Source organism: Acidovorax sp. T1 (assembly GCF_002176815.1).
Classification (GTDB): Bacteria; Pseudomonadota; Gammaproteobacteria; order Burkholderiales; family Burkholderiaceae_C; genus Acidovorax.
Genome location: NZ_CP021648.1, coordinates 2290554 through 2313172 on the forward strand (window position 1 = coordinate 2290554; position 22619 = coordinate 2313172).

Genomic DNA, 22619 nt, shown 5'->3' on the forward strand with positions numbered 1-22619 from the left:
CATCCGTGCACCCCTGTGACAAACTGTGCAATGGGCACGCAGCGAAACGTAGAATCCGCCCCACATGCACGCCACCGATACGAACGCCCAGGCGGCTTCCGCCGCGCCGTCATCCCCGCCCAGCCTGCGCGCCCGCCTGGCGCGACTCTCGGCCTATTTCGGCCACCATCGCCTCGCCTGGGTCGTTGCCATCGTGGCGACCCTGGTGGGCGCCGCCACCGAGCCGCTCATTCCCGCGTTGCTGCAACCGCTGCTCGATCGCGGCTTCACCCAGGGCACGCTGCAGCTGTGGATGGTGCCGGTGGCCATTCTGGGCGTTTTTTTGGTGCGCGGAATGGCCCAGTTCGTGGCCCAGTATGCGCTGGCACGCATTGCCAACGAAGGCATGCTGGCGCTGCGGCAAGCGCTGTTCGATCGCGTATTGGCAGCGGAAATGGCCCTTTTCAGCCGCCAATCGGCCAGCGCGCTGTCCAACACCGTGGTGTACGAGGTGCAGACAGGCTCCACCCTGCTGGTGCAGGCATTGATGGGTTTGTCGCGCGACGGCTTCACGCTCATTGCCTTGCTGGGCTATCTGCTTTTCCTGAACTGGCAGCTCACGCTGATCGTGGCCGTGGTGGTGCCCGGCGTCGCGTGGATCATGAAGACCCTGTCCCGGCGCCTGTACAGCCTGACCAAAAGCAGCCAGCAGGCAACGGACGAACTGGCCTATGTGGTGGAAGAAAACGTATTGGCGCATCGCATGGTGCGCCTGCATGGGGCACAAGCCGGTCAGGCCGAGCGCTTTGGCAGCCTGAGCCGGAACCTGCGTCGCCTGGCCATCAAATCGACCATCGCATCGTCATCCATGACGCCCCTGACCCAGTTGCTGGCCGCTGCCGCCCTGTCGACGGTGATCTGCATCGCCCTGTGGCAAAACCGGGGCGCGGTGGACACGCGGGATGTGACGGTGGGCGGCTTTGTCGCGTTCATCACGGCCATGCTCATGCTGATTGCCCCCATCCGCCGGCTGGCCGATGTAGCCAACCCGATCACCCGGGGCCTGGCGGCGCTGGAGCGTGGGCTTGCACTGCTCAACGATGCGGCTGCAGAAACCGGCGGCCAATACACCACCGAGCGGGCGCAAGGCGCCCTGACCTTGCAGGACGTGACGGTGTCCTTCGGCCCGGAGCACGCACCCGCCCTGGACCGCGTGAGCCTGTCCGTTCAACCGGGCGAAATCGTGGCCCTGGTGGGCCCGTCGGGCGCGGGCAAGACCACCCTGGTGAACCTGCTGCCCCGTTTCGTGAGCCCCTCGTCGGGCCAGATCCTGCTGGACGGCCACCCCCTGGACGAATGGCGCCTCGATGCGTTGCGCTCGCAATTCGCCATGGTCAGCCAGGATGTGGTGATGTTCAACGACACCATCGCCGCCAACGTGGCCTTGGGCAGCAGCGTGGATGAGCAACGGGTGCACGCGTGCCTGGCGGCTGCGAATCTGACAGAACATGTGGCCGCCCTCCCCCTGGGCATCCACACGGTGGTGGGGCACAACGCCACGCAGCTTTCGGGTGGACAGCGCCAGCGCCTGGCCATCGCACGGGCCCTGTACAAGGATGCGCCCATCCTCATCCTGGACGAAGCCACCTCCGCGCTGGACACCGAATCAGAGCGGTTGGTGCAGGATGCCCTGCAACGGCTCATGCACGGCCGCACCACGCTGGTCATTGCGCACCGCCTGTCCACCATCGAACACGCCGACCGCGTGGTGGTGATGGAGCGGGGCCGCGTAGTGGAACAAGGCACGCACAGCGCCTTGCTGGCCAGCGGCGGGCTGTATGCCCGCCTGCAAAATCGCCCTGCCGCTGGTTAGGGCCTGCGCCCTGCACCGTCGGCTACCACTTGCCGCGGTTGGGCTGGCGGCGGCGAATGGCGGCGGCAATGGTTTCTGCCGTCTCCTTGCGACTGACCCGCAGCGCAAAATCGCTGGCGCTCAGCCCCAGCTGGTTTTTCAGTGAAGGATCGGCCCCTTCGTCCAGCAACAGCTGCACGGCATCGCTCGTGCCATATTGCGCCGCCATCATCAAGGGCGTGGTGCCGTTGGGCGACGCCGCGTCGATGTAGGCATGGTTCTCCAGCAACAGGGCGATGATGCGCGCGTGCTCGGGCATGGTGCCCGAGGCGGCATAGTGCAAAGGCGTCCAGCCCGGCTTGTTCACATCGGCATCCCGCGCAATCAAGGCCTTGACGACCTCGACGTGGCCCTTGATGGCGGCCAGCATGAGCGGGCTTTCGTCCTGCGCGTTGCGTGCTTCCACATCCAGCTGCCGCGCGCCCATGAGTGCGTCAAAGGCCTTGCGGGAATCGAGCTGCAGCGCCAACGTTAGCCCAACCTGCCCCTTGGGATCGCGCGTGTTCGGGTCAAAACCGCGCCGCAGCAGCGCTGCAATCGCGGCGCCATCATCGCGCCGGATGGCGGTGAAAAAGTCGTCGTAGGAGCCGGCGTGCGCCACCGCGCTCGCTGCCACCAGCGCCAGGGCCACCACGGAACGGCGTTGCAGGCTCATGCCACCACTCCTTTGAACAATGCCTCGAAGTTGCGGCTGGTGGCCTGGGCCACCACGTCCACCTCGATCCCCCGCGTCAGCGCGATCTGCTGCGCCACCAGGGGCACATACGACGGGTTGTTGGTCTTGCCCCGGTAAGGCACGGGCGCGAGATAAGGGCTGTCGGTTTCAATCAGCATGCGATCCAGGGGAACATAGGCCGCCACATCGCGCAATTCCTGCGCACTCTTGAACGTGACGATGCCCGAGAACGAGATGTAGTAGCCCAGGTCGAGCGCGGCCCGCGCCACCTGCATCGACTCGGTAAAGCAGTGGAACACACCGCCCGCCAGATTGCCCGCACCATCTTCGCCCTCTTCGCGCAGGATGGCCAGGGTGTCGTCCGAGGCGCTGCGGGTGTGGATCACCAGGGGCTTGCCGCAGGCCCGCGCAGCGCGGATGTGCGTGCGAAAGCGCTCGCGCTGCCATTCCAGGTCGGCAATGCTGCGCCCGCCCTTGCGGTCTTCCATGCCGTAATAGTCCAGGCCCGTTTCACCAATAGCCACCACGCGGGGCAACGCGGCGCGGTCCAGGAGATCTTGCACCGATGGCTCGGTCACGCCTTCGTTGTCGGGGTGCACGCCCACGGTGCTCCAGAAATTGTCGTGGGCCAGCGCCAGCGCATGCACGCCATCGAATTCCTCCATGGTGGTGCAAATGCACAAGGCCCGCTCCACCTGGGCGTCGGCCATGGCCTGGCGGATGGCGGGCAACTGACTGAGCAGTTCCGGAAAGTTGAGGTGGCAGTGCGAATCAGTAAACATGCAATTTCAAAACAAAAAAACCGACCAGCCAGCGCGGGTCGGCACAGGATCACACCACGCCATCAGATGGTTTGCGTGGGTCGCTCCGAACCCAGGGCCGTGCCCAGCAGTTCCTCGATCTTGGCCTTGAGCTGGCGCGATTTTTCGTCCTTGGGGAACTGGATGCCAACCCCCTGCGTGCGGTTGCCCGCTGCGCGCGGCGGGGTGACCCAGGCCACGCGGCCGGCCACAGGATAGCGCTGGGTGTCGTCGGGCAGGGTCAGCAGCACATACACATCGTCACCCAGTTTGTAGTCGCGCGGCGTGGGAACAAAAATGCCCCCTTCCACAAAAAAGGGAATGTAGGCCGCGTACAAGGCTGCCTTTTCCTTGATGGCCAGCTGCATGACGCTGGGACGGGGCGCGGTGGATGGACTGCTCATGGGTGGAGGTTGCGGCTTAGTGTCGGGAGTGTAGGGTGTTTCGCGCCTGGGCGACAAGCGCCTCCAGCATCAGGCCCGCATTGAAGGGATGCTCGGCCGTGCGTGCCGCCTTGGCCAGGGCGCGCGACCAGCGCGTGAGGGCTCCCAGCGGCGGCGGCTTGGGCAAATCACCCGGCGCGAAATAGCGCGGTGCCGCGCCCACGCCAGCAGCCAGCAGGTCGTGGCACAGCTTTTGAAGTGCGTCGATCGCCTGGGCGGGCGCCCAATCGCCCAGCGCCGCCACGTCGCCGCGCGCCATGGCCTGGGGCAGTGCCGCCCAGGCCTGCGGGCTGCGCCCGGACCGCGCCAGCGCCAGGGCGTCATCCGGCCGGCCACCGGTGGATCGCAGATGCGCGGCGGCGGCTGCCGGCTCAATCCCCTGCCCGGCCAGCCACTGCAAACTGTCGGCCTCGGCCGGCCAGACCATGGTGTGGCCCAGGCAGCGGCTGCGAATGGTCGGCAGCAACTGGTGCGCAGCTTCGCTGGCCAGCACAAAGCGCACGTCGCCCGGCGGCTCCTCCAGCGTTTTGAGCAGCGCATTGGCCGTGACGTGGTTCATCTGCTCGGCCGGGTAGACCAGCACCGCCTTGCCCCGCCCACGGGCCGAGGTGCGCTGCGAAAACTCCACCGCATCGCGCATGGCCTCCACTCGGATCTCGCGGCTGGGCTTGCGTTTCTTGTCGTCAATATCGGCCTGGGCTTTTTCCGACAGCGGCCAGCCCAGGGCCATCATCTGCACCTCGGGCATCAACACGCACAGGTCGGCGTGGGTGCGCACGTCAATGGCGTGGCAGCTGCCGCACTGGCCGCAGGCGCCCTGCTCTGTCGGCGCATCACACAACCATGCGCGGACCAACTCCAGCCCCAATGCGTACTGCCCCAGGCCCGATGGCCCCTGCAGCAACCACGCATGGCCGCGCTGGGCCAGCAGACTGGTGCGCTGTGCGGCAATCCACGGCGCCAACGCCACGGCAGATCCGCTCATTGCGGGCCTCCCTGGCTGGCCACCATGATCGCCAGCCAGCCCTTGCGCACGAACACGCTGGTGAGCTGCTGCCACACGCGGTGGCGGTCCTGCGCGGCGTCCAGGCGTGCAAAGCGCTGGGGCGCTGCGGCGGCCCGGTCCGCATAGCCCTGCGCCACGCGGCGGAAAAATTCGACGGGCTGCGCCTCAAAACGGTCAGGGACGCGCGCTCCGGCCAGGCGCTCGGCGGCGACCTCGGGAGCGAGATCGAACCAGACGGTCAAATCAGGTTCACGCATCAAATCGGCATCAGGCGCAAGCCCCGTCTGCGCAAGGTGCTCCAAAGTTGATAGCACCCCAAGGTCAAACCCCCGCCCTGCTCCCTGGTAGGCAAAGGTGGCGTCGGTGAAGCGGTCGCACAGCACCACATCGCCCCGCGCCAGGGCGGGCTCGATGACATTGCGCAGGTGGTCGCGGCGCGCGGCAAAAATCAGCAGCGACTCGGTGAGCGCATCCATGGGGTCGTTCAGCACCATGGCGCGCAGCTTTTCGGCCAGCGGGGTGCCACCCGGCTCGCGGCTCACGGTGACCGTGCGCCCCTGGGCGCGAAAGGCCTGGGCCAGGCCCTCGATGTGCGAGGACTTGCCGGCACCGTCGATGCCTTCAAAGGTAATGAACAGACCGGGTCGTGACATGGAATCCTTGGTTGAATCAGGGTGCACGGGCGCGCACGGAGGCCGCTCACTGGCCCCGCTGGTAGCGATGGACGGCGCGGTTGTGCTCGTCCAGCGACGCGCTGAAATGGCTGGTGCCATCGCCCTTGGCCACAAAGTACAGGGCGCGCGTGGGCTCGGGCTGCACGGCGGCCAGCAACGCGGCCTTGCCGGGCATGGCGATCGGCGTGGGCGGCAGGCCCGCGCGGGTGTAGGTGTTCCAGGGCGTGTCGGTCTGCAGGTCGCGGCGGCGCAGGTTGCCATCAAACTTGTCGCCCAGACCATAGATCACGGTGGGGTCGGTCTGCAGCAGCATGCCCACGCGCAGCCGGTTGGTGAACACGCCCGCAATCTGGCCACGGTCGCTGGCCTTGCCGGTTTCCTTTTCGACGATGCTGGCCAGAATCAGCGCTTCATCCGCTGACTTGAGCGGCGTGTCGGTGGCACGCTGCGCCCAGGCGGCCTCCAGGCGGCGGTCCATGGCGTGCAAGGCGCGGCGCAGCAACGCGATGTCGCTCGACCCCTTGGCATAGGCGTAGGTGTCCGGAAAAAACCGCCCCTCGGGCGCAACGCCGGGGCGGCCCAGCTGGGCCATCAGGGCGTCGTCGGTGAGCTGGGCAGCGTCGTGCCTGAGCTGCTCCTCCCTGGCCAGCGCCTGGCGCACCTGGCGCCAGTTCCAGCCCTCCACCAGCGTGAGTGCGCGCAGGGCTTCCTCGCCCCGCGCCAGCTTGCGCAGCAAACCGATGGGTGTCGTGCCCGGCGGGATTTCGTAGTTGCCCGCCTTGATGGCACGGTCCTGCCCCGACAAGCGGAACCAGGCATACAGCAGGCGTGCGTCGGTATTCACCCCCGCCGCCACCACGTCGCGGGCCACACCGCGCGGCGTGGTGCCGGGTTCGATGGCCAGCTCCAGCGGCTGGTCGCCCAGGTCCAGTGGCTGGTGCAGCCACCAATACGCAGCGCCGCCCAGTGCGATCCCCACCAACACGATCAAAGCCAGTAAACGTCGCACAACCCTGCCGTCTGTATGTATGAAACAGGGCATCATAATTCAGCGATGACCTACCCCTTGAATGGCATTGCCCCCCTGTCCCACCTCGGCGTGATTCGCGTGGAAGGCGAAGACGCCGCCAAGTTTCTGCACGGCCAGCTCACCCAGGATTTCGCCCTGCTCGGCATGGACCAGGCCCGCCTGGCCGCCTTTTTGTCGGCCAAGGGCCGCATGCAGGCCAGCTTCATCGGCTTCAAGCGCAGCGCCACCGAGGTGCTGCTGGTCTGCAGCCGCGACCTGCTGGCCCCCACGCTCAAGCGCCTGTCGATGTTCGTGCTGCGCGCCAAGGCCAAATTGAGCGACGCCACGGCGGATTACGCGCTGTACGGCGTGGCTGGATATGCTATTGAATCAGTAGCTGTTAGCGCACAGCCCACCTGGACAAAGGCCGATTTTGACTCTAGAACCGTGGTACACCTCTACCCCGCTGACGGTCAACCCCGCGCGCTGTGGGTGGCACCCGTGTCAGAAGCGCCGCCCGCCGGCCCCGCACTCGACCCGGTGCTGTGGCTGTGGAGCGAGGTACGCAGCGGCGTGGCCACGCTGACCGCCCCCGTGGTGGAAGCCTTTGTGCCGCAAATGCTCAATTACGAGTCGGTGGGGGGCGTGAACTTCAAGAAAGGCTGCTACCCCGGCCAGGAAGTGGTGGCCCGCAGCCAGTTTCGCGGCACGCTCAAGCGGCGGGCCTATGTGGCGCACGTTGACGCCGACGTGGCCGTGGGTGCAGAAGTGTTCAGCACCACCGACCTGGAGCAGCCCTGCGGCACCGTAGTGCAGGTGGCGCCAGCCCCAGGCGGCGGCTTTGATGCCATCGTTTCTCTGCAGATATCGGCGGCGCACGAGGCCAGCTTGCAGGTGGGAACGGCGGACGGCGTGGCGCTGACCCTGTTGCCCCTACCCTACCCTTTGCTTGAAGATATCTAAGTCAAAATGGGCTCTGGCGCTTGTCAGACAAGCGCCAAAAGCTCATTTATTTATAGCAATTCACTACAACTGCCGAGCCATGGCGATGTGGGGAATGCCAGCCTCTTCGTACGGTTCGCCCACCACCGCAAACCCCGCCCGGCGATAAAACCCTTCCGCACGGCGCTGTGCGTGCAGTTGCACCTCGCTGTCACCGCGGGCACGGGCGGCCTCGACCAGTGCGTCCAGCAATTGCCGCCCCCACTGCGCGCCGCGCACCGAACGGTCCACCGCCATGCGGCCGATGCGTCCCACACCCGGCGCCTGCTGCAGCAGTCGGCCGGTAGCGACTGGCATACCCAGGCGGTTGTAGACAACCGCGTGCCGCGCCGTGGCATCCAGCGCATCGGCTTCAATGTCGGCCGCAATGCCCTGCTCGCGCACGAACACGGCGGTGCGCAGGCGGCCCGCGTCGCGGCCCAGGGCATTCCAGTCGCCGGTGCGCACCTCGGCCATCTCGGCGCCGACCTCGAAACCTTCAAAGATGGCGCGCAACGCAGGCGGCACGGGGCGTGAGGTTTGTGTAGCGGGGTCGGCAAACACATAGACCAGTTCGCCCGAGACCAGCAATTGGTCGCCACTGAAAATACTCGCCTCGAACAGGCTCGACGAATGGCCCACGCGGGCACAGCGCAGGCCCACATCCAACGTGTCATCGAGCCGCGCCGAGGCGTGGTATTCGAGCGTGGCCTTCTTCACATACATCTCGCCGCCCAGGGTCAGCATGCTCGCCTCATACGGCAGGGCCAAGGCACGCCAGTATTCGGACATGGCGGTGTCGATGTACATGAGGTAGTGCGCGTTGAACACGATTTTTTGCATGTCCACCTCGGCCCAGCGCACGCGCAGGCGGTGGAAACAACGGAAATCACTGCGTTGCATGGCTTCGTTTACTCCAGGTGAAAAGCCAGCCGCAGCGCACGGGCCGCATCGGCATGGGCCTTGCGGGCTTCGGGGATGGCACGGCCCATCTTGATGAATTCGTGGGTCACGCCGCGGTAGATTTCCAGATCCACCGGCACACCGGCAAGGCGCAGCTTGTCGGCGTAGTCCACGCCCTCGTCCACCAGCGGGTCGCATTCGGCCAGGCCCACCCAGGCGGGTGCTACCCCCTCGACATCGGGCGCCAGCAGCGGGGCAAAACGCCAGTCTTCGCGCTCTTCGCGGCTGTTCACATAGTTGCCAAAGAACCAGCTGATGGCGGGCTCTTCCAGCACCAGGCCGCGCGCGAAGGTGGCATGGGATGGCGTGTCCTGGTGGGCCGCGCAGCCGGGGTAAATCAACAATTGCAGCACCAGCGGCAGGCCCGCGTCCCGCGCCAGGATGGCGTTCACCGCAGCCAGGGTGCCGCCTGCGCTGTCGCCGCCCACGGCCAGGCGCTCGGGGTCTGCGCCCAGACTCTCAGCGTTTGCGGCGAGCCACCGCAACGCATCCCAGGCATCGTTGCTTGCGGTGGGAAAGCGGTGCTCGGGCGCCAGCCTGTAGTCGAGCGACACCACCATGCACCCGGCCAGGCGAGCCAGCTCGCGGCACAGGATGTCGTGCGTGGCAATGCTGCCAATGGTGAAGCCACCGCCATGCAGGTACAGCAGCAGCGGCAGCCCGGCGCCCGTGGATGGCGCATACAGCCGCGCAGGCAGCGCGTGGCCGTCGCGGGCCGGGATGTGCAGGTCTTCCACCCGCGCCAACGTGGCCTTGGGCACCTCCAGCACGCCGGCCCCGGCGTCGTAAGCCACGCGGGCGCGCTGGGGCGAGAGGGTATGCAGCGGTGGGTGCCCGGCGCGGGCCATGCGTTCAAGCACGCTGCGCATCTGGGGGGTGAGGCGGGTGTGGTGGATGTGCAGGTCAGTCAACGGTCAAAGTCTCTGGAGTGAACGCCCACGCGGTGCGCGCAGGCGGATAAAGGGTTTACTTGAAGCGCAGCTGCACGGGCGCAGCACCGGTAAAACCGTGATAGCCAGCCGCCACCTGCAGGCCGGCCAGGGCCATGAGGGTTTGCTTTATGGCCATGGATGTCTCCGGGTTGTAAAGTGTTTGGAGCAATCGTAAACGCAACTTCCCCCACCGCCATGGCTTTCATCTACTACGTCACCCAGATCCAGTTCGAGTTTGGCGCCGTCCAGCTTCTCCAGCAGGAGTGCGAGCGCGTAGGCATCACGCGCCCGCTCATCGTGACCGACCCCGGCGTGAAAGCCGCAGGCGTGCTGCAAAAGGCCCTGGACGCCCTGCCCGGCATGACCGTGGCCGTGTTCGACCAGACGCCTTCCAACCCCACCGAGGCCGCCGTGCGCGCCGCCGTGGCGGTGTACAAGGCACAGGGCTGCGACGGCCTGATCGCCGTGGGCGGCGGCTCGGCCATCGACTGCGCCAAGGGCATTGCGATTGCCGCCACGCACGAAGGGCCGCTCACCCACTACGCCACCATCGAAGGCGGCTCGCCACGCATCACCGACCGCGCCGCACCGCTGATCGCCGTGCCCACCACCAGTGGCACGGGCAGCGAGGTGGCGCGCGGCGCCATCCTCATTGTGGATGACCACCGCAAGCTGGGCTTTCACTCGTGGAACCTGGTGCCCAAGGCCGCCATCTGCGACCCCGAACTCACCCTGGGCCTGCCCCCCATGCTCACCGCTGCCACCGGCATGGACGCCATCGCGCACTGCATGGAGACTTTCATGTCCGCCGCCTTCAACCCGCCGGCCGACGGCATTGCGCTCGATGGGCTGGAACGTGGCTGGGCGAATATCGAACAAGCCACCAAAAATGGCAGCGACCGCGACGCGCGCCTGCACATGATGAGCGCCAGCATGCAAGGCGCCATGGCGTTCCAAAAAGGCCTGGGCGCCGTGCATTCGCTCAGCCACAGCCTGGGCGGCGTCAACCCGCGCCTGCACCACGGCACGCTCAACGCCATGTTCCTGCCCGCCGTGATCCGCTTCAACGCGACTGCCGAATCGGTGCGCAAGGAAAAGCGCCTGGAACGCATGGCCCACGCCATGGGCCTGGCATCTGCGGGCGACATCCCCGAGGCCATCCGCGACATGAACGCCCGCCTGGGCCTGCCCACCGGCCTGGCCGCGATGGGTGTGACTGCAGACATGTTTGACGACATCATCCAGGGCGCCATGGCCGACCACTGCCACAAGACCAACCCGCGCGTTGCCACCCCTGAGGAATACCGGGACATGCTCACCCAGTCGCTCTGATCCTGCGTGTGGAGTCGCCACCGACAGGCTGCAGGGGATGCTCCGCGCGCATATCGGCCGCTGGCGCCCTGCCGGCGTTCAAACCACGTAGTCGGACGCCTCGGGCCGGGCCGTCCAGTCGATGGGGTCTTGCTGGAGCACCATGTCGATGTCCAGGCCCAGCATCAGCCCCACCTCGCCGGGGAAGGAAACGGCCATTTCCTTTTCGCCCATGTCGGCCTCGCGGGCACGGGCGCGCCACGAGGCCAGGTGGATCACCCCTGCCAGCGGCTCGTAGGCGTTGTTGTCCAGCGGGGCGCTCTGGTGCTGCAGCGCATCCACCACCACTTCGGGAAACTGCCAGCGCTGAGCCAAACCGGCGCTCACGTTGCCGTAGCAATAGCCCAGAATGCGCTGCTCAATCTTGGCCCGCCGCAAATCGAATGGCGATACCAGTGCGTTGATCGGCAAAACAATGTCAGGAGCGGCCAGGTGCATCAGCAGCTCTCCCACCGCGTGGATCAACCCCGCCGTATAAGCGGCAACCTGGTTGTGGTGGCCGATGCCCGCCAGGGAACGGGCCAGCTTGGCCGTGTTGAGGCTGTAGCGCCAGAACTGCTGCATGTTGATGCCCGGCACCGAACGCGAAGTGGTGCCCAGCGGTGCGGAACTTACCAGTGAGCGCAACTGAGCCACGCCCAGCAACGCCAGCGCCTCGGGGATGCCGACAATCTGGCGCTGCATCTGGAACGCTGGCGCATTGGCCAGCTCCAGCAGCCGGGCGGCCAGTGCCGGATCGGTGCCCATGAGCTGGTTGGCCCGACGCAGGCTGGGCTCATCATGGGCCAGCTCGGTCATCAGCAACGCCACGGCGCGCGGAAGACTGGGCAAAGCCACAGGGTGGGCCAGCAGTGCGTTCAGCTCCATGGGGTACAGCGCCTCCGGTTGAGATGCTGGCGATTATGTACCCGGTTGTTACCGATTTTTGGTCTGCTGCAGCTTGGCAAAAGCCGAGGCCATGGCCGATTGCGCCGCAGGCTCGGGCGCGCGGCGCTGGGGCTGCGCTTGCTGGTAGCCGCGCCCGGCCCCTTCAAAACGATTGTCGCGGGGTGCCCCCCGATCGCCGCGCTCACCACTGTGTCGCGCAGGCGCATCGCCCAGCTTCATCGACAGGCCGATGCGCTTCCTGTCCACATCCACCTCCATGACCTTGACCTTGACGATGTCGCCGGTCTTGACCACTTCGCGCGCGTCATTCACAAACTTGTGCGCCAGCTGGCTCACATGCACCAGGCCGTCCTGGTGCACACCGAGGTCGATGAAGGCGCCGAACTGGGCCACGTTGCTCACGGTGCCTTCCAGGATCATGCCTTCCTTCAAATCCTTGATGTCTTCCACGCCGTCGTTGAAGCGCGCCACCTTGAAGTCCGGGCGCGGGTCGCGGCCGGGTTTTTCCAACTCCGCCAGGATGTCCTTGACGGTGATCACGCCAAATTTTTCGTTGGCGAACAGCTCGGGCTGGAGGGTCTTGAGCATGTCGGCGCGGCCCATGAGCTCGGCCACGGGCTTGCCGGTTTTTTGCATGATCTGCTCGACCACGGGGTAGGTTTCGGGGTGCACGCCGGTCATGTCCAGCGGGTTCTCGCCGCCCCGGATGCGCAAAAAACCCGCGCTCTGCTCAAACGTCTTGGCGCCCAGACCGGCCACATCCATCAGTTGCTTGCGGCTTTTGAACGCGCCATTGGCCTCGCGCCAACGCACCACGGCCTTGGCCACGCTGCCCGACAGGCCCGATACGCGCGAGAGCAGCGGCACGCTGGCCGTGTTCAGGTCCACGCCCACCGAGTTCACGCAGTCTTCCACCACCGTGCCCAGCGTGCGCGCCAGTTCGCTCTGGTTCACGTCGTGCTGGTATTGGCCCACGCCAATGCTCTTGGGGTCGATCTTGACCAGCTCGGCCAGCGGGTCCTGCAGGCGCCGCGCAATGCTGGCCGCGCCGCGCAGGCTCACGTCCACATCGGGCATCTCTTGCGAGGCGTATTCGCTGGCGCTGTACACCGAGGCGCCGGCCTCGCTGACAACTACCTTTTCGATAGCTGTCAGCGCTTTACCAGTGTGGGCTACAGGCACTTTTGCCATTAATTTAATCAGCTCAGCCGCCAGCTTGTCGGTCTCGCGGCTGGCGGTGCCGTTGCCAATCGCAATCAGGTTCACGCCATGCTTTTCGGCCAGCTTGGCCAGGGTGTGCAGCGCGCCGTCCCAGTCGCGGCGCGGCTCGTGCGGATACACGGTGGCGGTCTCCACCAGCTTGCCGGTGGCGTCCACCACGGCCACCTTCACACCGGTGCGGATGCCGGGGTCCAGGCCCATCACCACGCGCGGGCCGGCCGGGGCGGCCAGCAGCAGGTCGCGCAGGTTGTCGGCAAACACCTTGATGGCGACTTTTTCGGCGTCGTCGCGCAGGCGGGCGAACAGGTCGCGTTCGGTCGAAAGGCTCAGCTTCACGCGCCAGGTCCAGGCCACGCACTTGCGGATCAGGTCGTCGGCGGGGCGGCCCGCGTGGCTCCAGCCCAGGTGCAGGGCAATCTTGCCCTCGGCAATGCTGGGTTTACCGGGCTCAGGCTCTACCGGCAAGACCAGCTTGGCTTCGAGGATTTCCAGGCCACGACCACGAAACACGGCCAGCGCGCGGTGCGATGGCACGCGGCCAATGGGCTCGTCGTATTCAAAATAATCGCGAAACTTGGACACCTCGGGTTCGTTCTCGTTCTTGCCTTCGACCTTCTTGCTGCGCAGCAGGCCCTCGGCCCACAGCCACTCACGCAAGGATTGCACCAACACGGCGTCTTCGGCCCAGCGCTCGGAGAGGATGTCGCGCACACCATCGAGCACGGCAGGCACGGTGGAAAAATCAGCACCCGGCTTGCCGTCGTCCAGCACTTCGGGGGGGCGGGTGAACGCGGCGGCTTCGGCGGCCGGGTCCAGCGTGGGGTCGGCGAAGAGCTTGTCGGCCAGCGGCTCGATGCCAAATTCGCGCGCCATCTGGCCCTTGGTGCGGCGCTTTTGCTTGAAGGGCAGGTAGAGGTCTTCCAGCTCTTGCTTGGTGGGCGCGGCGGCAATCGCCACGCGCAATGCGTCGGTCAACTTGCCCTGCTCGTCAATGCTTTTGAGCACGGCGGCGCGGCGGTCTTCCAGCTCGCGCAGGTACGACAGGCGTGCTTCCAGCTCACGCAGCTGGATGTCGTCAAGCCCGTTGGTCACCTCCTTGCGGTAGCGTGCGATGAAGGGCACGGTGGCACCGCCATCGAGCAACTCGACGGCGGCCTTGACTTGTTGCTCGGTGATCCGGATTTCTTCGGCAATCTGCCGGACGATCTTTTGCATTGCGTTCTATCCTGCGGGCACTTGGAAAAGCCGGCGAGTTTGCCACATGCTGCAGATCAGGCCGGTCCGGAACCGCCAGGGGATTGGCTGCAAAACACTACTCTTTTGATAGCTACAAGCGCTTACCAGTAAATCGCTTGAGCCCATTTATTCATAAAATCGCACCAGACTTTGCGGCGCCAGAAGGTGCAGCACACGCACGCAACTCACCCCTCAGAGGCGATGGCTTTACAGCACAGGCAGCGCCTGCCCAGGCGCGCCCTGGTCTGGCACCAGCACGCGAATGCAGGTGCCGCCGTCCACGGGCCGGATCAGCTCCAGAGCACCGCCCATCTGCCGCGCACGGCGGTGCATGCCCTCCATGCCAAAGCCCGATGGCCGGGCGCGCAAGGCCGAGGATTCTTCGGGCAGGCCACGCCCGTTGTCGCAGACCTCCAGGCACCATGCGTCCTGCCCGGCGTCATGCTCCACGCTCACCCTCACCTGCGTGGCCTGCGCGTGTTGCAGCACATTGCTCAGGGCTTCCTGCACGATAGAGACCATGTGCTGGGCGCGCTCGGCACACGGGGTTTCAACGCCATCTGCGGTTTGGACATTCCAGGCCATCTGAATGCCGCGCCGGTCCAGCACCGGCTGGATGCGGTGGCGCAGGCGCGCCAGGCGAAGGGCCAGCGAGTCGGCAGCACTGTCCATCGAATCCACGACCAGGCGCAGATCGAGCAGGCACTGCTCCAAAGCACGCAGCGCCTGCGAATGGGCGGGCAACTGGGGGTCCAGCAACCCCATGGTGCTGACCAACTGCGAGCCGACGTTGTCGTGCAACTCCCTTGCGATGCGCTGGCGCTCGGCCTGCAGCTCGGCGCTGGGGCGGGGATTGCGCCGTGGGCGCCACTGCAGGGCACGCGGAAGCTGCATCAGGACCAGCAAGCCCAGCAAGGTTTGGGTGACGATCAGAGTGCCCGCAAGCCACTGCATGGCGGGTGAACTTGAGGCCCAAAAATATCGAACCAGCAGCAGGCTCAAGACCAGTTGCACCCCACAGAGTGCAAGGCAGGCCAGGGCGAAATGGGGCGGGTGGTTACGAAACATGAAAGCTCATTGCGCGGCGGCCCCGGCAACCCATGGATGTGCCTAGAACAGCCCCCGCAAAGACGCAAACCGCACGGCCTGGGCACGGGTGCGCACCTGCAGCTTGCGATAGATGTTACGAATGTGCGTATTCACGGTGATGTTGCTGATCTCCATGCGGGAGGCAATTTCGGCAGTGGTGTAACCGCCAGCCACCATGCGCAACACTTCTTTCTCGCGGTCGGACAACCGGTCGGCCTCGGCAGGCTCCTGGCGCTTGGGGAGATCGGCATGGGTTTTGTCAAACCGCTGCAGCAGGCGACGCGCCAGATTGGGCGTGATGGACGCCCCGCCGTTGACCACCTGCAGCACGGCCTGCGGATAGTTGCCAAACCACGAGTTCTTGCTGAGGTACCCGGTGGCACCCAACTCGAAGGCGCGCAACACCTCGTCGTCGTTTTCCATGACGGAAATCACCACGGCCTCGGCCGACGGGCGCACGGTCTTGAGGTAATCCAGCAGCTCAAACCCCTCGCCGTCGCCCAGATGCAAATCCACCAGCAAGACATCGAACTCATGCTGTTTGATGGCCTTGCGCCCCTCGCGCACACTCGACGCCTGCGCCACCACCAGGGTGCGGGGGTCTGCCATGAGCTCTTGCGCAATCACCAGGCGGATGTGCGCATCGTCATCCACGAGCAGCACCCGCACCGGGCGATCGGTTTGACCGACCAGGAAATCAGGCCATATGGATGACGGACTGCCTTGCCCGCCCAGGTATCCCTCACCGGCGCCACTGTCCTGCGACCTGGAAGAAAGCCCAGCCATGCGGGGCTCAGCAGGAATAACAGTCATAAAACCTCCAAATTGGGGCAGAAGCCCCGAGAAGGGGCACGATTGCGCGCGAAATGCAGATACCGACACTAAAAGAAACAGCAGCAAACATCTACACCCAAAAATGGCAATTTACATACGTTTCATAAGTTACAGGTGAAATTGCCGGATTGCAGCGAGGTTCGTCGATGGTCACACGGGTTGCATACCCATGCCTCAGTGCACCGTGCGCATGCGCAGCGAACTGCACACGCCGGCCACCACCGCAAAGGCCGCCGCAAGCAGCAAGGCCACCCACTCGCCCGTGCCATCGTGCGAGGGCCACACGGTAAAGATGGCGGCCAGCATTACCGCCCCCAAGGTCTGCCCCGTCAAACGGGCCGTGCCCAGCATGCCGCTGGCCGCGCCACTGCGCTCTAGCGGCGCCGAGGTAACGATGGTGTGGTTGTTGGGCGACTGGAACAGCGCAAAACCGGCGCCGCACAGGGCCATGCGCCAGACCATGTCGATGGGGGATGGATCTGCCGGCAAGGCCGCCAGCAGCAACAGGCCGCAGGCGAAAACCCCCATGCCAATGGCCCCCAGCAAGCCATCGGCATAGCGGCCGATCAGGCGGCCCGCGATGGGTGCCGTCACCACAATGGCCAGGGGCCAGGCGGTGATCAGCAACCCCGCCTCCAGGGGGCTGCGGCCAAACCCCTCCAGCAGCAAAAAGGGCAGCGCCAGATAAGCCAGGGTCTGGGCACAAAACGCCCCCACCGACGAACCCATGGACAGCGCAAACACGGGAATGCGCAACAAATCCACCGGAAACAGGGGCGCTGCCAGGCGCAACTGGCGGCGCAGATACACCCAGCCCACCGCCACACCGGCTGCCAGCAAGGCCCAAGCTGTGGGAGAGGCCACGCCCCGCCCGTTGCTGGTGGCGGCACCCAGCCGCTCGCCGCCCACGAAGATCAGCGTGAACATCAGCACGTTGAGCACCACGTCCAGCGCCGCCGGACGGGGTTGCAGCACCGCACGGGGTGGATTGAACGGCAGCGCCCGCCAGCCCAGCCACAGCGTATAGGCCCCCAGCGGCAGATTGAGCGCAAAAAGCCAGGGCCAGGGCGCCACGGACAGGATGCCCGCCGCCACCGAGGGGCCGGCCACCGAAGCCAGCGCCACCACCATCGAATTGATCGCCAGGCCACGCCCCAGTTGCGCGCGCGGGTAGGTCAGGCGCACCAGAGCGGCATTCACGCTCATGATGCCGGCCGCGCCCAGGCCCTGCAGGGCCCGCGCCGCAATCAGCGTGGCCAGCGAATCGGCCAGCATAGCCCCCACGGACGACACAGCAAACAGCGCCATGCCGGCAAAATACACGCGCCGATACCCCAGGCGCTCGCCCAGCGCCGCCAGCGGCAGCAGCATGACCAGCGTGGCGATCTGGTAAGCGTTGACCACCCAGATCGCATGCGCCGCGCTGGCGTTGAGATCGCGCGCAATGCCGGGCAGCGCCAGGTTGACGATGCTGCCATCGAGCACCGCCATCGCGATACCCAAGATGATGACCAGCATGGCGCGGTTGCGCGCCGGCTGGGGCAGTCCGTCGCCTGGCTCGCCGGCGGCCTGGCTGGCTTTGTTGACGTGATCCATCATCAGTTCAGACGCCACTGCACGGCGCCAAGCTCGGCGCCCCGGTTTACCACCCCATTCACTCGACGCGCAAGGCCGCGCGCAGTTGCGCCCCCAGCTCGGGCTTGTCGGCAAAGGGATCGGTGGGGTTGCGAGCCTGCAGAATGTCTTGCATGCGCGTCTGCACAGAGCCTATTGCCTTGGGATGGCTGTAGATGTAGAACTGGTTGGTCGCCACGGCGTCAAAAACCTTTTGCGCCACTTCGGCGGCCGTCACCTTGCCAGCGCTGACGGCCTTGCCGATCATGGCCTGGCCAATGAGCTGGCTCTTGGTAGGCTGGTCGCCCGCCAGGCCGCCAGGGCGGTTGCGCTGGCTGTCGTTGATGCCCGTGGCCACGAAATAAGGGCACAGCACGCTGGCGCCCACCTGGTCCGTCACCAGCGAAAGGTCTTGGTACAGCGTCTCCGACAGGCTGACCACCGCGTGCTTGCTCACGTTGTAGATGCCCATGTTGGGCGGCGCCAGCAAGCCCGCCATGCTGGCCGTGTTGACGATGTGGCCGCGCCACGCCGGGTCCTTCTTCGCAGCCGCCAGCATCAAGGGGGTGAACACCCGCACGCCGTGCACCACGCCCATGAGGTTGACGCCCAGCACCCATTCCCAGTCCTTGACGGAGTTCTCCCACACCAGGCCGCCCGCGCCCACGCCCGCGTTGTTGAACACCAGGTGGGGGGCGCCGAAGCGTTGCGCCACCTCTGCGGCCAGTTGCTCCATCTGGGTGGCGCTCGACACATCCACCTGGCGGGCCAGCACCTGGGCGCCTGCGGCCTGCATCTCGGCCGCGGCGGCGTCGAGCGCGTCCGGCTGCACATCCACCAGCACCAGGTTCATGCCCAGGCGGGCGCCAATGCGCGCGCACTCCAGCCCGAAGCCCGAGCCTGCACCCGTCAATACCGCCGTCTTGCCCTGAAAATTTTCAATCATGTCTCTGCCTTTTGTAATACGTAACCAATGCGCGGAAAGTGCACATGCACCGTGCCGGCACGCGGATCGGTGCGGCGCAAGGTGTAGCGCGTGCGCGTGGCGGCGATGAGGGTTCCCGCCGTGGGCTCGGTGCCAAAGCTCTCGGCAGCCACCGTGACCTCGCTCCCCAGCGCGATGCCGTGTTCGTCCTGAAAGACGTCACTCACCACCGGCATGGGTTCGGCGCCCGCAGCCACTGTGATGGCATCGGCCGCGCTGAATTTCTCCATGCGGCCATGCCCGAGTGCGGCCACCCGGTCCATCCACTCCAGCACGGCCGGCGTGGCCTGGAAAATGTCGGCCATCACCGGCACGCACTGGCGCGTGAACCACAGCGGGTGGTAGGCGGCAAAGTCGGCCACGCAGGGTTCGGCTCCGAACGTGAAGTCATGCTCTTCCACTATGTGCGCCAGGCGCCGCAGGTACGAACGGTAGGCCGCCGTGGCATCGGCGGGGCGCAGGCGCTGCATGCCGGCGCTCATCTGGCGCCGGTCCTCGCCAAAGGCCTGGGCGGCTTCGGGGGCGACATTGGCAAACAGCGCCTCGGCCCCGCGCGGCTGCAGGTTGTAGGCCATGGCGGCCCAGAACAGCGTGCTGTCAGCCCACTGGGCAAACACGCGCGCCACGCCCTTGAGGTGGGGCGGATACAGCACCGGCTCGGGATGCTCGTGTTCGAGCACTTCGCTGATCAGCGTGGAATCGCAATAGATGTCGGCACCGATCTGCAGGAACGGCGTCTTGCGATAGCCGCCCGTCAGGGCCACCACATCAGGCTTGGGCGCAATGCTGGGGACGACCACCGACTTCCAGGGCAACTGTTTGAAACCCAGCACCAGCCGGATCTTTTACGAGAAGGGCGATGAGGGGTAATGGTGCAGGATCAAGGCGGTCATGGGCAATCTCCTCATAAATGATCGAAAACGAACTGCTCGGACGCCGCGCCCCCGTTCAGGGCGGGCTCCAGAGCATCTCGATGTGGGGAATGTCGTCTTCGAGGTAAACCGCGGACACCGCCACGAACCCCAGGCTGCCGTAAAAGCGTTGCAGATGCGCCTGCGCGCTGATGCGCACTGCCCTGCCCGGCCACACCTGGAAGCAACGGGCCAGCCCCTGCTCCATCAGCGCGCGCCCCACACCGCCGCCGCGCGCCTCGCGCGCCGTGACCACGCGCCCGATGGACGGCTCGGGGTAGTTCACCCCCGGGTCCACCACCCGCAGGCTGGCTTGCAACACACCAGCCTCGTCGTAACCCAGCAGGTGCCACGATTGCTTGTCGGCGCCGTCCGGGTCCTGGTAAGGCCCCTGCTCCAGGATGAACACCTTGCAGCGTAAGGCCAGTGTGTCATGCAGGGCGTGCACGCCCAGGTCGTCAAAGCGGGCCCAAGTCCAGCGCAGTGCGGACGGCGAGGTGCTCATGCTCAGATCAGTTGCACCAATTGCTTGCCGAAGTTCTTGCCTTTGAGCAGGCCCAAAAAGGCCTCGGGCGCAGCGGCAATGCCCTGCGCAATGGTCTCGCGCGGGCGCAGCTTGCCGGTGCCCACCAGCGTGCCCAGCTCTTTGAGGGCCTCGGGCCACACTTCCATGTGCTCGCTGACGATGAAGCCTTCGATCTTCATGCGGTTGATAAGGATCAGCGCGGGGTTGGCCATGGGCAATGGCGCGCCGTCGTAGCCGGCGATCATGCCGCACAGGGCCACGCGGCTGAAGGCGTTCATGCGCAGCATGACGGCGTCCATGATCCAGCCGCCCACGTTCTCGAAGTAGCCGTCGATGCCGTTGGGGCAAGCTTCCTTCAAGGCCCTGGACATGGCCTTCACGTCGCTGTGTTCCTTGTAGTCAATGCACACGTCAAAGCCCAGTTCTTCCACCGCGTACTTGCACTTTTCGGTGCCACCCGCAATACCCACCGCGCGGCAGCCACGCGCCTTGGCCAGTGCGGCAAAGGCGCTGCCCACGGCGCCGGTGGCAGCGCTCACCACCACGGTGTCGCCCGCCTTGGGCGCAATGATCTTCACCAGCCCATACCAGGCCGTCACGCCGGGCATGCCCACGGCGCCCAGGTAGTGCGACAGCGGCACATGGGTGGTGTCCACCTTGCGCAGCGCGCCCACGGCATTGCCATCGACCACGCTGTATTCCTGCCAGCCGCCCATGCCCACCACCTTGTCACCCACAGCGAACTTGGGGTTCTTGCTCTCGGCCACCTCACCCACCGTGCCGCCAATCATCACCTCGCCCAGCGGCTGGCTGGCCGCATAGCTTTTGCTCTCGTTCATGCGGCCGCGCATATAGGGGTCCAGGCTCAAGTAGTGGTGGCGCACCAGCACCTCACCATCCTGGAGCGCGGGGGTGTCGGTGGCGACCAGCTTGAAGTTGCTGGTCACGGCCTCGCCCTGGGGGCGGTTGTCGAGAACGATTTGTTGGTTGCGGGGCATGGAAGACTCCTTTTTACTACTGTTTTAATAGCTGCTTGCGCTTATGAATACTGCGCAAGAGCCCGATTTGGCTCAAAAACGGCTCCAGTACATCCTTGTGCCGGAGCGCCCTTCAATCCGTCGAAATCACCCGCTGCCCGTCGGCGGCTTCAGCAGGCTGGCGTCGCACATACTTGAACGTGCCGGTGGCGTGGCTGCAGACGCGGCCCTCGGCATCGAACACTGTGCCTTCAGCGAAAGCCATGCTGGCGGTGCGGTGGATGAGCCGACCCTTGGCCACCAACGGCCCGCGCGCGGGCCGCATGAAGCTGGTCTTCATCTCGATGGTGACCACGCCAAAGTCGGGCGTATCGCTGCGTGCCGCCGTGGCCAGAGTCACGTCCAGCAAGGTCATCGACGCACCACCGTGGGTGACGTCAAATGAGTTCAGGTGCTCAGGGCGCGCTTCGTAATGCAACTCTGACTCGCCCCCCGACATGCGGTGCAGCGTGAAACCAAGATGGCTGACAAACGGGATTTCGGCACCAAAATTCAACACAGGCAACTCCAGGGTTCATGAAAAGGCAGAAAGGATAGTCCTTGTTGCACTGCTGCGGGGTTTGGGGGCTTGACCGCTTGCCCACGGCATTTGCACGCCGCAGGACTGGCCTCCAAGCCATCCAGACAGCCCCAAGCAGAACGCGCCGCCCTCAAAAGCCGGCGCCCGCCAACTCATCCGCCGGTCACCACGCTCACCCCGCCATCCACCGCCAGCCATTGGCCGGTGATGTGCTTGCCCGCATCCGATGCATACAGGGCACACAGGCCCTTGAGGTCTTCGTCATCGCCCAGGCGACCCAGCGGGGCGTGGGCGGCCAGCGCTTCCTCGCCCATGGCCTTCAAGGTGCCCACCGTCATCCTGCTGGGAAAGAACCCCGGGCAGATGGCATTGACGCGGATGTTGTACTTGCCCCATTCGGCGGCCAGCGCCCGCGTGAAATTGATGACCGCACCCTTGGAGGTGTTGTAGGCAATGGTGTTCATGCCGCTCGGGTTGCCACCCAGGCCCGCGATGGACGCCACGTTGATGATGCTGCCGCTGCGCCGCGCAATCATGCTGTGCTTGGCGATGTGCTGGCTGAGGATGAAGTAGCCGCGCACGTTGAGGTTCATCACCTTGTCCCAGGCCTCGACCGGGTGGTCTTCGGCGGGCGCGCCCCAGGCCGCGCCGGCATTGTTGACCAAGATATCCACATTGCCCATGCGCTGCAGGGTTTCATCGGCCAGTTGCCGAATGTCGGCCTCCTGGGCGCAGTCGGCGGCGATCCAGCGCGCATCGATGCCGGCGGCCTGCAGGTCGGCCGTGGCCTCTTCCAGGTCTGACGCCTTGCGCGAACTCAGCATGATCCTGGCGCCAGCCTCCCCCAGCGCATGCGCCAGCTGCAGGCCCAGCCCGCGCGAGCCACCGGTGACAAGGGCCGTCTTGCCGGTGAGGTCAAACAATTGTTGGATGGTGCGGGTCATGTCGTCGTCTCCTGGTTTGAATGGGGCCAAGGCCAGCAACCAGCCTGGCACTGCATTGCGATGCATTG

General features: G+C 65.7%; 22 protein-coding genes. 3 read left to right on the top strand and 19 right to left on the bottom strand.

From position 1 onward, the window contains the following. The first annotated feature begins 64 nt into the window (after positions 1-64). Complete coding sequence (gene msbA, locus CCX87_RS10630; RefSeq protein WP_087746150.1) at positions 65-1852, top strand: lipid A export permease/ATP-binding protein MsbA; 1788 nt, start codon at positions 65-67, stop codon at positions 1850-1852. Positions 1853-1874: 22 nt separating this feature from the next. On the opposite strand, the gene CCX87_RS10635 is transcribed toward msbA, so the two are convergent. From CCX87_RS10635 to mltG, 6 genes are all read right to left on the bottom strand, one after another. Beyond that, positions 1875-2546, bottom strand: a complete 672-nt coding sequence (locus tag CCX87_RS10635; protein WP_087746152.1) for an ankyrin repeat domain-containing protein — start codon at positions 2544-2546, stop codon at positions 1875-1877. Beyond that, the gene (locus CCX87_RS10640) at positions 2543-3349 is read right to left on the bottom strand and encodes a TatD family hydrolase (RefSeq protein WP_087746154.1); all 807 of its coding nucleotides are present in this window, start codon (positions 3347-3349) and stop codon (positions 2543-2545) included. The genes CCX87_RS10635 and CCX87_RS10640 overlap by 4 nt, the downstream gene beginning before the upstream one ends. A 62-nt stretch (positions 3350-3411) precedes the next feature. Next, on the bottom strand, positions 3412-3771 hold the full coding sequence (locus tag CCX87_RS10645) for a PilZ domain-containing protein (protein WP_024814905.1): 360 nt from the start codon (positions 3769-3771) through the stop codon (positions 3412-3414). Positions 3772-3787: 16 nt separating this feature from the next. After that, positions 3788-4795: a DNA polymerase III subunit delta' gene (locus tag CCX87_RS10650; protein ID WP_087746156.1), complete on the bottom strand. Its 1008-nt coding sequence runs from the start codon at positions 4793-4795 to the stop codon at positions 3788-3790. Then, positions 4792-5469, bottom strand: coding sequence for a dTMP kinase (gene tmk, locus CCX87_RS10655; RefSeq protein ID WP_087746157.1), 678 nt, complete (start codon positions 5467-5469; stop codon positions 4792-4794). The genes CCX87_RS10650 and tmk overlap by 4 nt, the downstream gene beginning before the upstream one ends. Positions 5470-5515: 46 nt before the next feature. Then, positions 5516-6499, bottom strand: a complete 984-nt coding sequence (mltG, locus tag CCX87_RS10660; protein WP_369825270.1) for an endolytic transglycosylase MltG — start codon at positions 6497-6499, stop codon at positions 5516-5518. 45 nt (positions 6500-6544) lie between these two features. On the opposite strand from mltG, the gene ygfZ reads away from it, so the two are divergent. Continuing rightward, positions 6545-7462, top strand: coding sequence for a CAF17-like 4Fe-4S cluster assembly/insertion protein YgfZ (ygfZ, locus tag CCX87_RS10665; RefSeq protein WP_087746162.1), 918 nt, complete (start codon positions 6545-6547; stop codon positions 7460-7462). A 63-nt stretch (positions 7463-7525) separates the two neighbouring features. Here the strand turns inward: ygfZ and CCX87_RS10670 are convergent, their stop codons facing one another. Together CCX87_RS10670 and CCX87_RS10675 are read right to left on the bottom strand one after the other, a co-directional pair. Next, the gene (locus CCX87_RS10670; RefSeq protein ID WP_087746164.1) at positions 7526-8383 is read right to left on the bottom strand and encodes a YbgC/FadM family acyl-CoA thioesterase; all 858 of its coding nucleotides are present in this window, start codon (positions 8381-8383) and stop codon (positions 7526-7528) included. A gap of 8 nt (positions 8384-8391) precedes the next feature. Beyond that, positions 8392-9354 (bottom strand): alpha/beta hydrolase, encoded by a 963-nt coding sequence (locus CCX87_RS10675; RefSeq protein ID WP_087746166.1) that lies wholly within the window; start codon positions 9352-9354, stop codon positions 8392-8394. A 216-nt stretch (positions 9355-9570) separates the two neighbouring features. On the opposite strand from CCX87_RS10675, the gene CCX87_RS10680 reads away from it, so the two are divergent. Further along, a complete protein-coding gene (locus CCX87_RS10680; RefSeq protein ID WP_087746168.1) occupies positions 9571-10707 on the top strand; it encodes an iron-containing alcohol dehydrogenase in 1137 nt (378 codons plus the stop codon). A gap of 78 nt (positions 10708-10785) precedes the next feature. Here the strand turns inward: CCX87_RS10680 and CCX87_RS10685 are convergent, their stop codons facing one another. From CCX87_RS10685 to CCX87_RS10735, 11 genes are all read right to left on the bottom strand, one after another. Next, a complete protein-coding gene (locus CCX87_RS10685; protein ID WP_087746170.1) occupies positions 10786-11613 on the bottom strand; it encodes an HDOD domain-containing protein in 828 nt (275 codons plus the stop codon). Positions 11614-11661: 48 nt separating this feature from the next. Next, on the bottom strand, positions 11662-14070 hold the full coding sequence (locus CCX87_RS10690) for a Tex family protein (protein WP_087746172.1): 2409 nt from the start codon (positions 14068-14070) through the stop codon (positions 11662-11664). 228 nt (positions 14071-14298) lie between these two features. Continuing rightward, positions 14299-15045: a sensor histidine kinase gene (locus CCX87_RS10695; protein ID WP_232476382.1), complete on the bottom strand. Its 747-nt coding sequence runs from the start codon at positions 15043-15045 to the stop codon at positions 14299-14301. Positions 15046-15201: 156 nt separating this feature from the next. Beyond that, positions 15202-15993: a LuxR C-terminal-related transcriptional regulator gene (locus tag CCX87_RS10700; protein WP_087746176.1), complete on the bottom strand. Its 792-nt coding sequence runs from the start codon at positions 15991-15993 to the stop codon at positions 15202-15204. Positions 15994-16188: 195 nt separating this feature from the next. Continuing rightward, entirely contained in the window at positions 16189-17610 is a 1422-nt protein-coding gene (locus CCX87_RS10705) for an MFS transporter (RefSeq protein WP_087748293.1), read from the bottom strand. A 58-nt stretch (positions 17611-17668) separates the two neighbouring features. After that, positions 17669-18574: an SDR family oxidoreductase gene (locus CCX87_RS10710; RefSeq protein WP_087746178.1), complete on the bottom strand. Its 906-nt coding sequence runs from the start codon at positions 18572-18574 to the stop codon at positions 17669-17671. After that, entirely contained in the window at positions 18571-19455 is an 885-nt protein-coding gene (locus CCX87_RS10715; protein ID WP_232476577.1) for a glutathione S-transferase family protein, read from the bottom strand. Before CCX87_RS10715 ends, CCX87_RS10710 begins: the two co-directional genes overlap by 4 nt. Positions 19456-19561: 106 nt before the next feature. Beyond that, complete coding sequence (locus tag CCX87_RS10720; protein ID WP_087746180.1) at positions 19562-20029, bottom strand: GNAT family N-acetyltransferase; 468 nt, start codon at positions 20027-20029, stop codon at positions 19562-19564. Between the two features lie 2 nt (positions 20030-20031). Beyond that, positions 20032-21048, bottom strand: a complete 1017-nt coding sequence (locus CCX87_RS10725) for an NADP-dependent oxidoreductase (RefSeq protein WP_087746182.1) — start codon at positions 21046-21048, stop codon at positions 20032-20034. Positions 21049-21160: 112 nt separating this feature from the next. Beyond that, positions 21161-21586 carry a PaaI family thioesterase gene (locus CCX87_RS10730; RefSeq protein WP_087748294.1) on the bottom strand — a complete coding sequence of 142 codons (426 nt, stop codon included), beginning with the start codon at positions 21584-21586 and terminating at the stop codon, positions 21161-21163. A gap of 173 nt (positions 21587-21759) precedes the next feature. Next, positions 21760-22551, bottom strand: coding sequence for an SDR family oxidoreductase (locus tag CCX87_RS10735; protein ID WP_087746184.1), 792 nt, complete (start codon positions 22549-22551; stop codon positions 21760-21762). Positions 22552-22619: the final 68 nt, after the last annotated feature.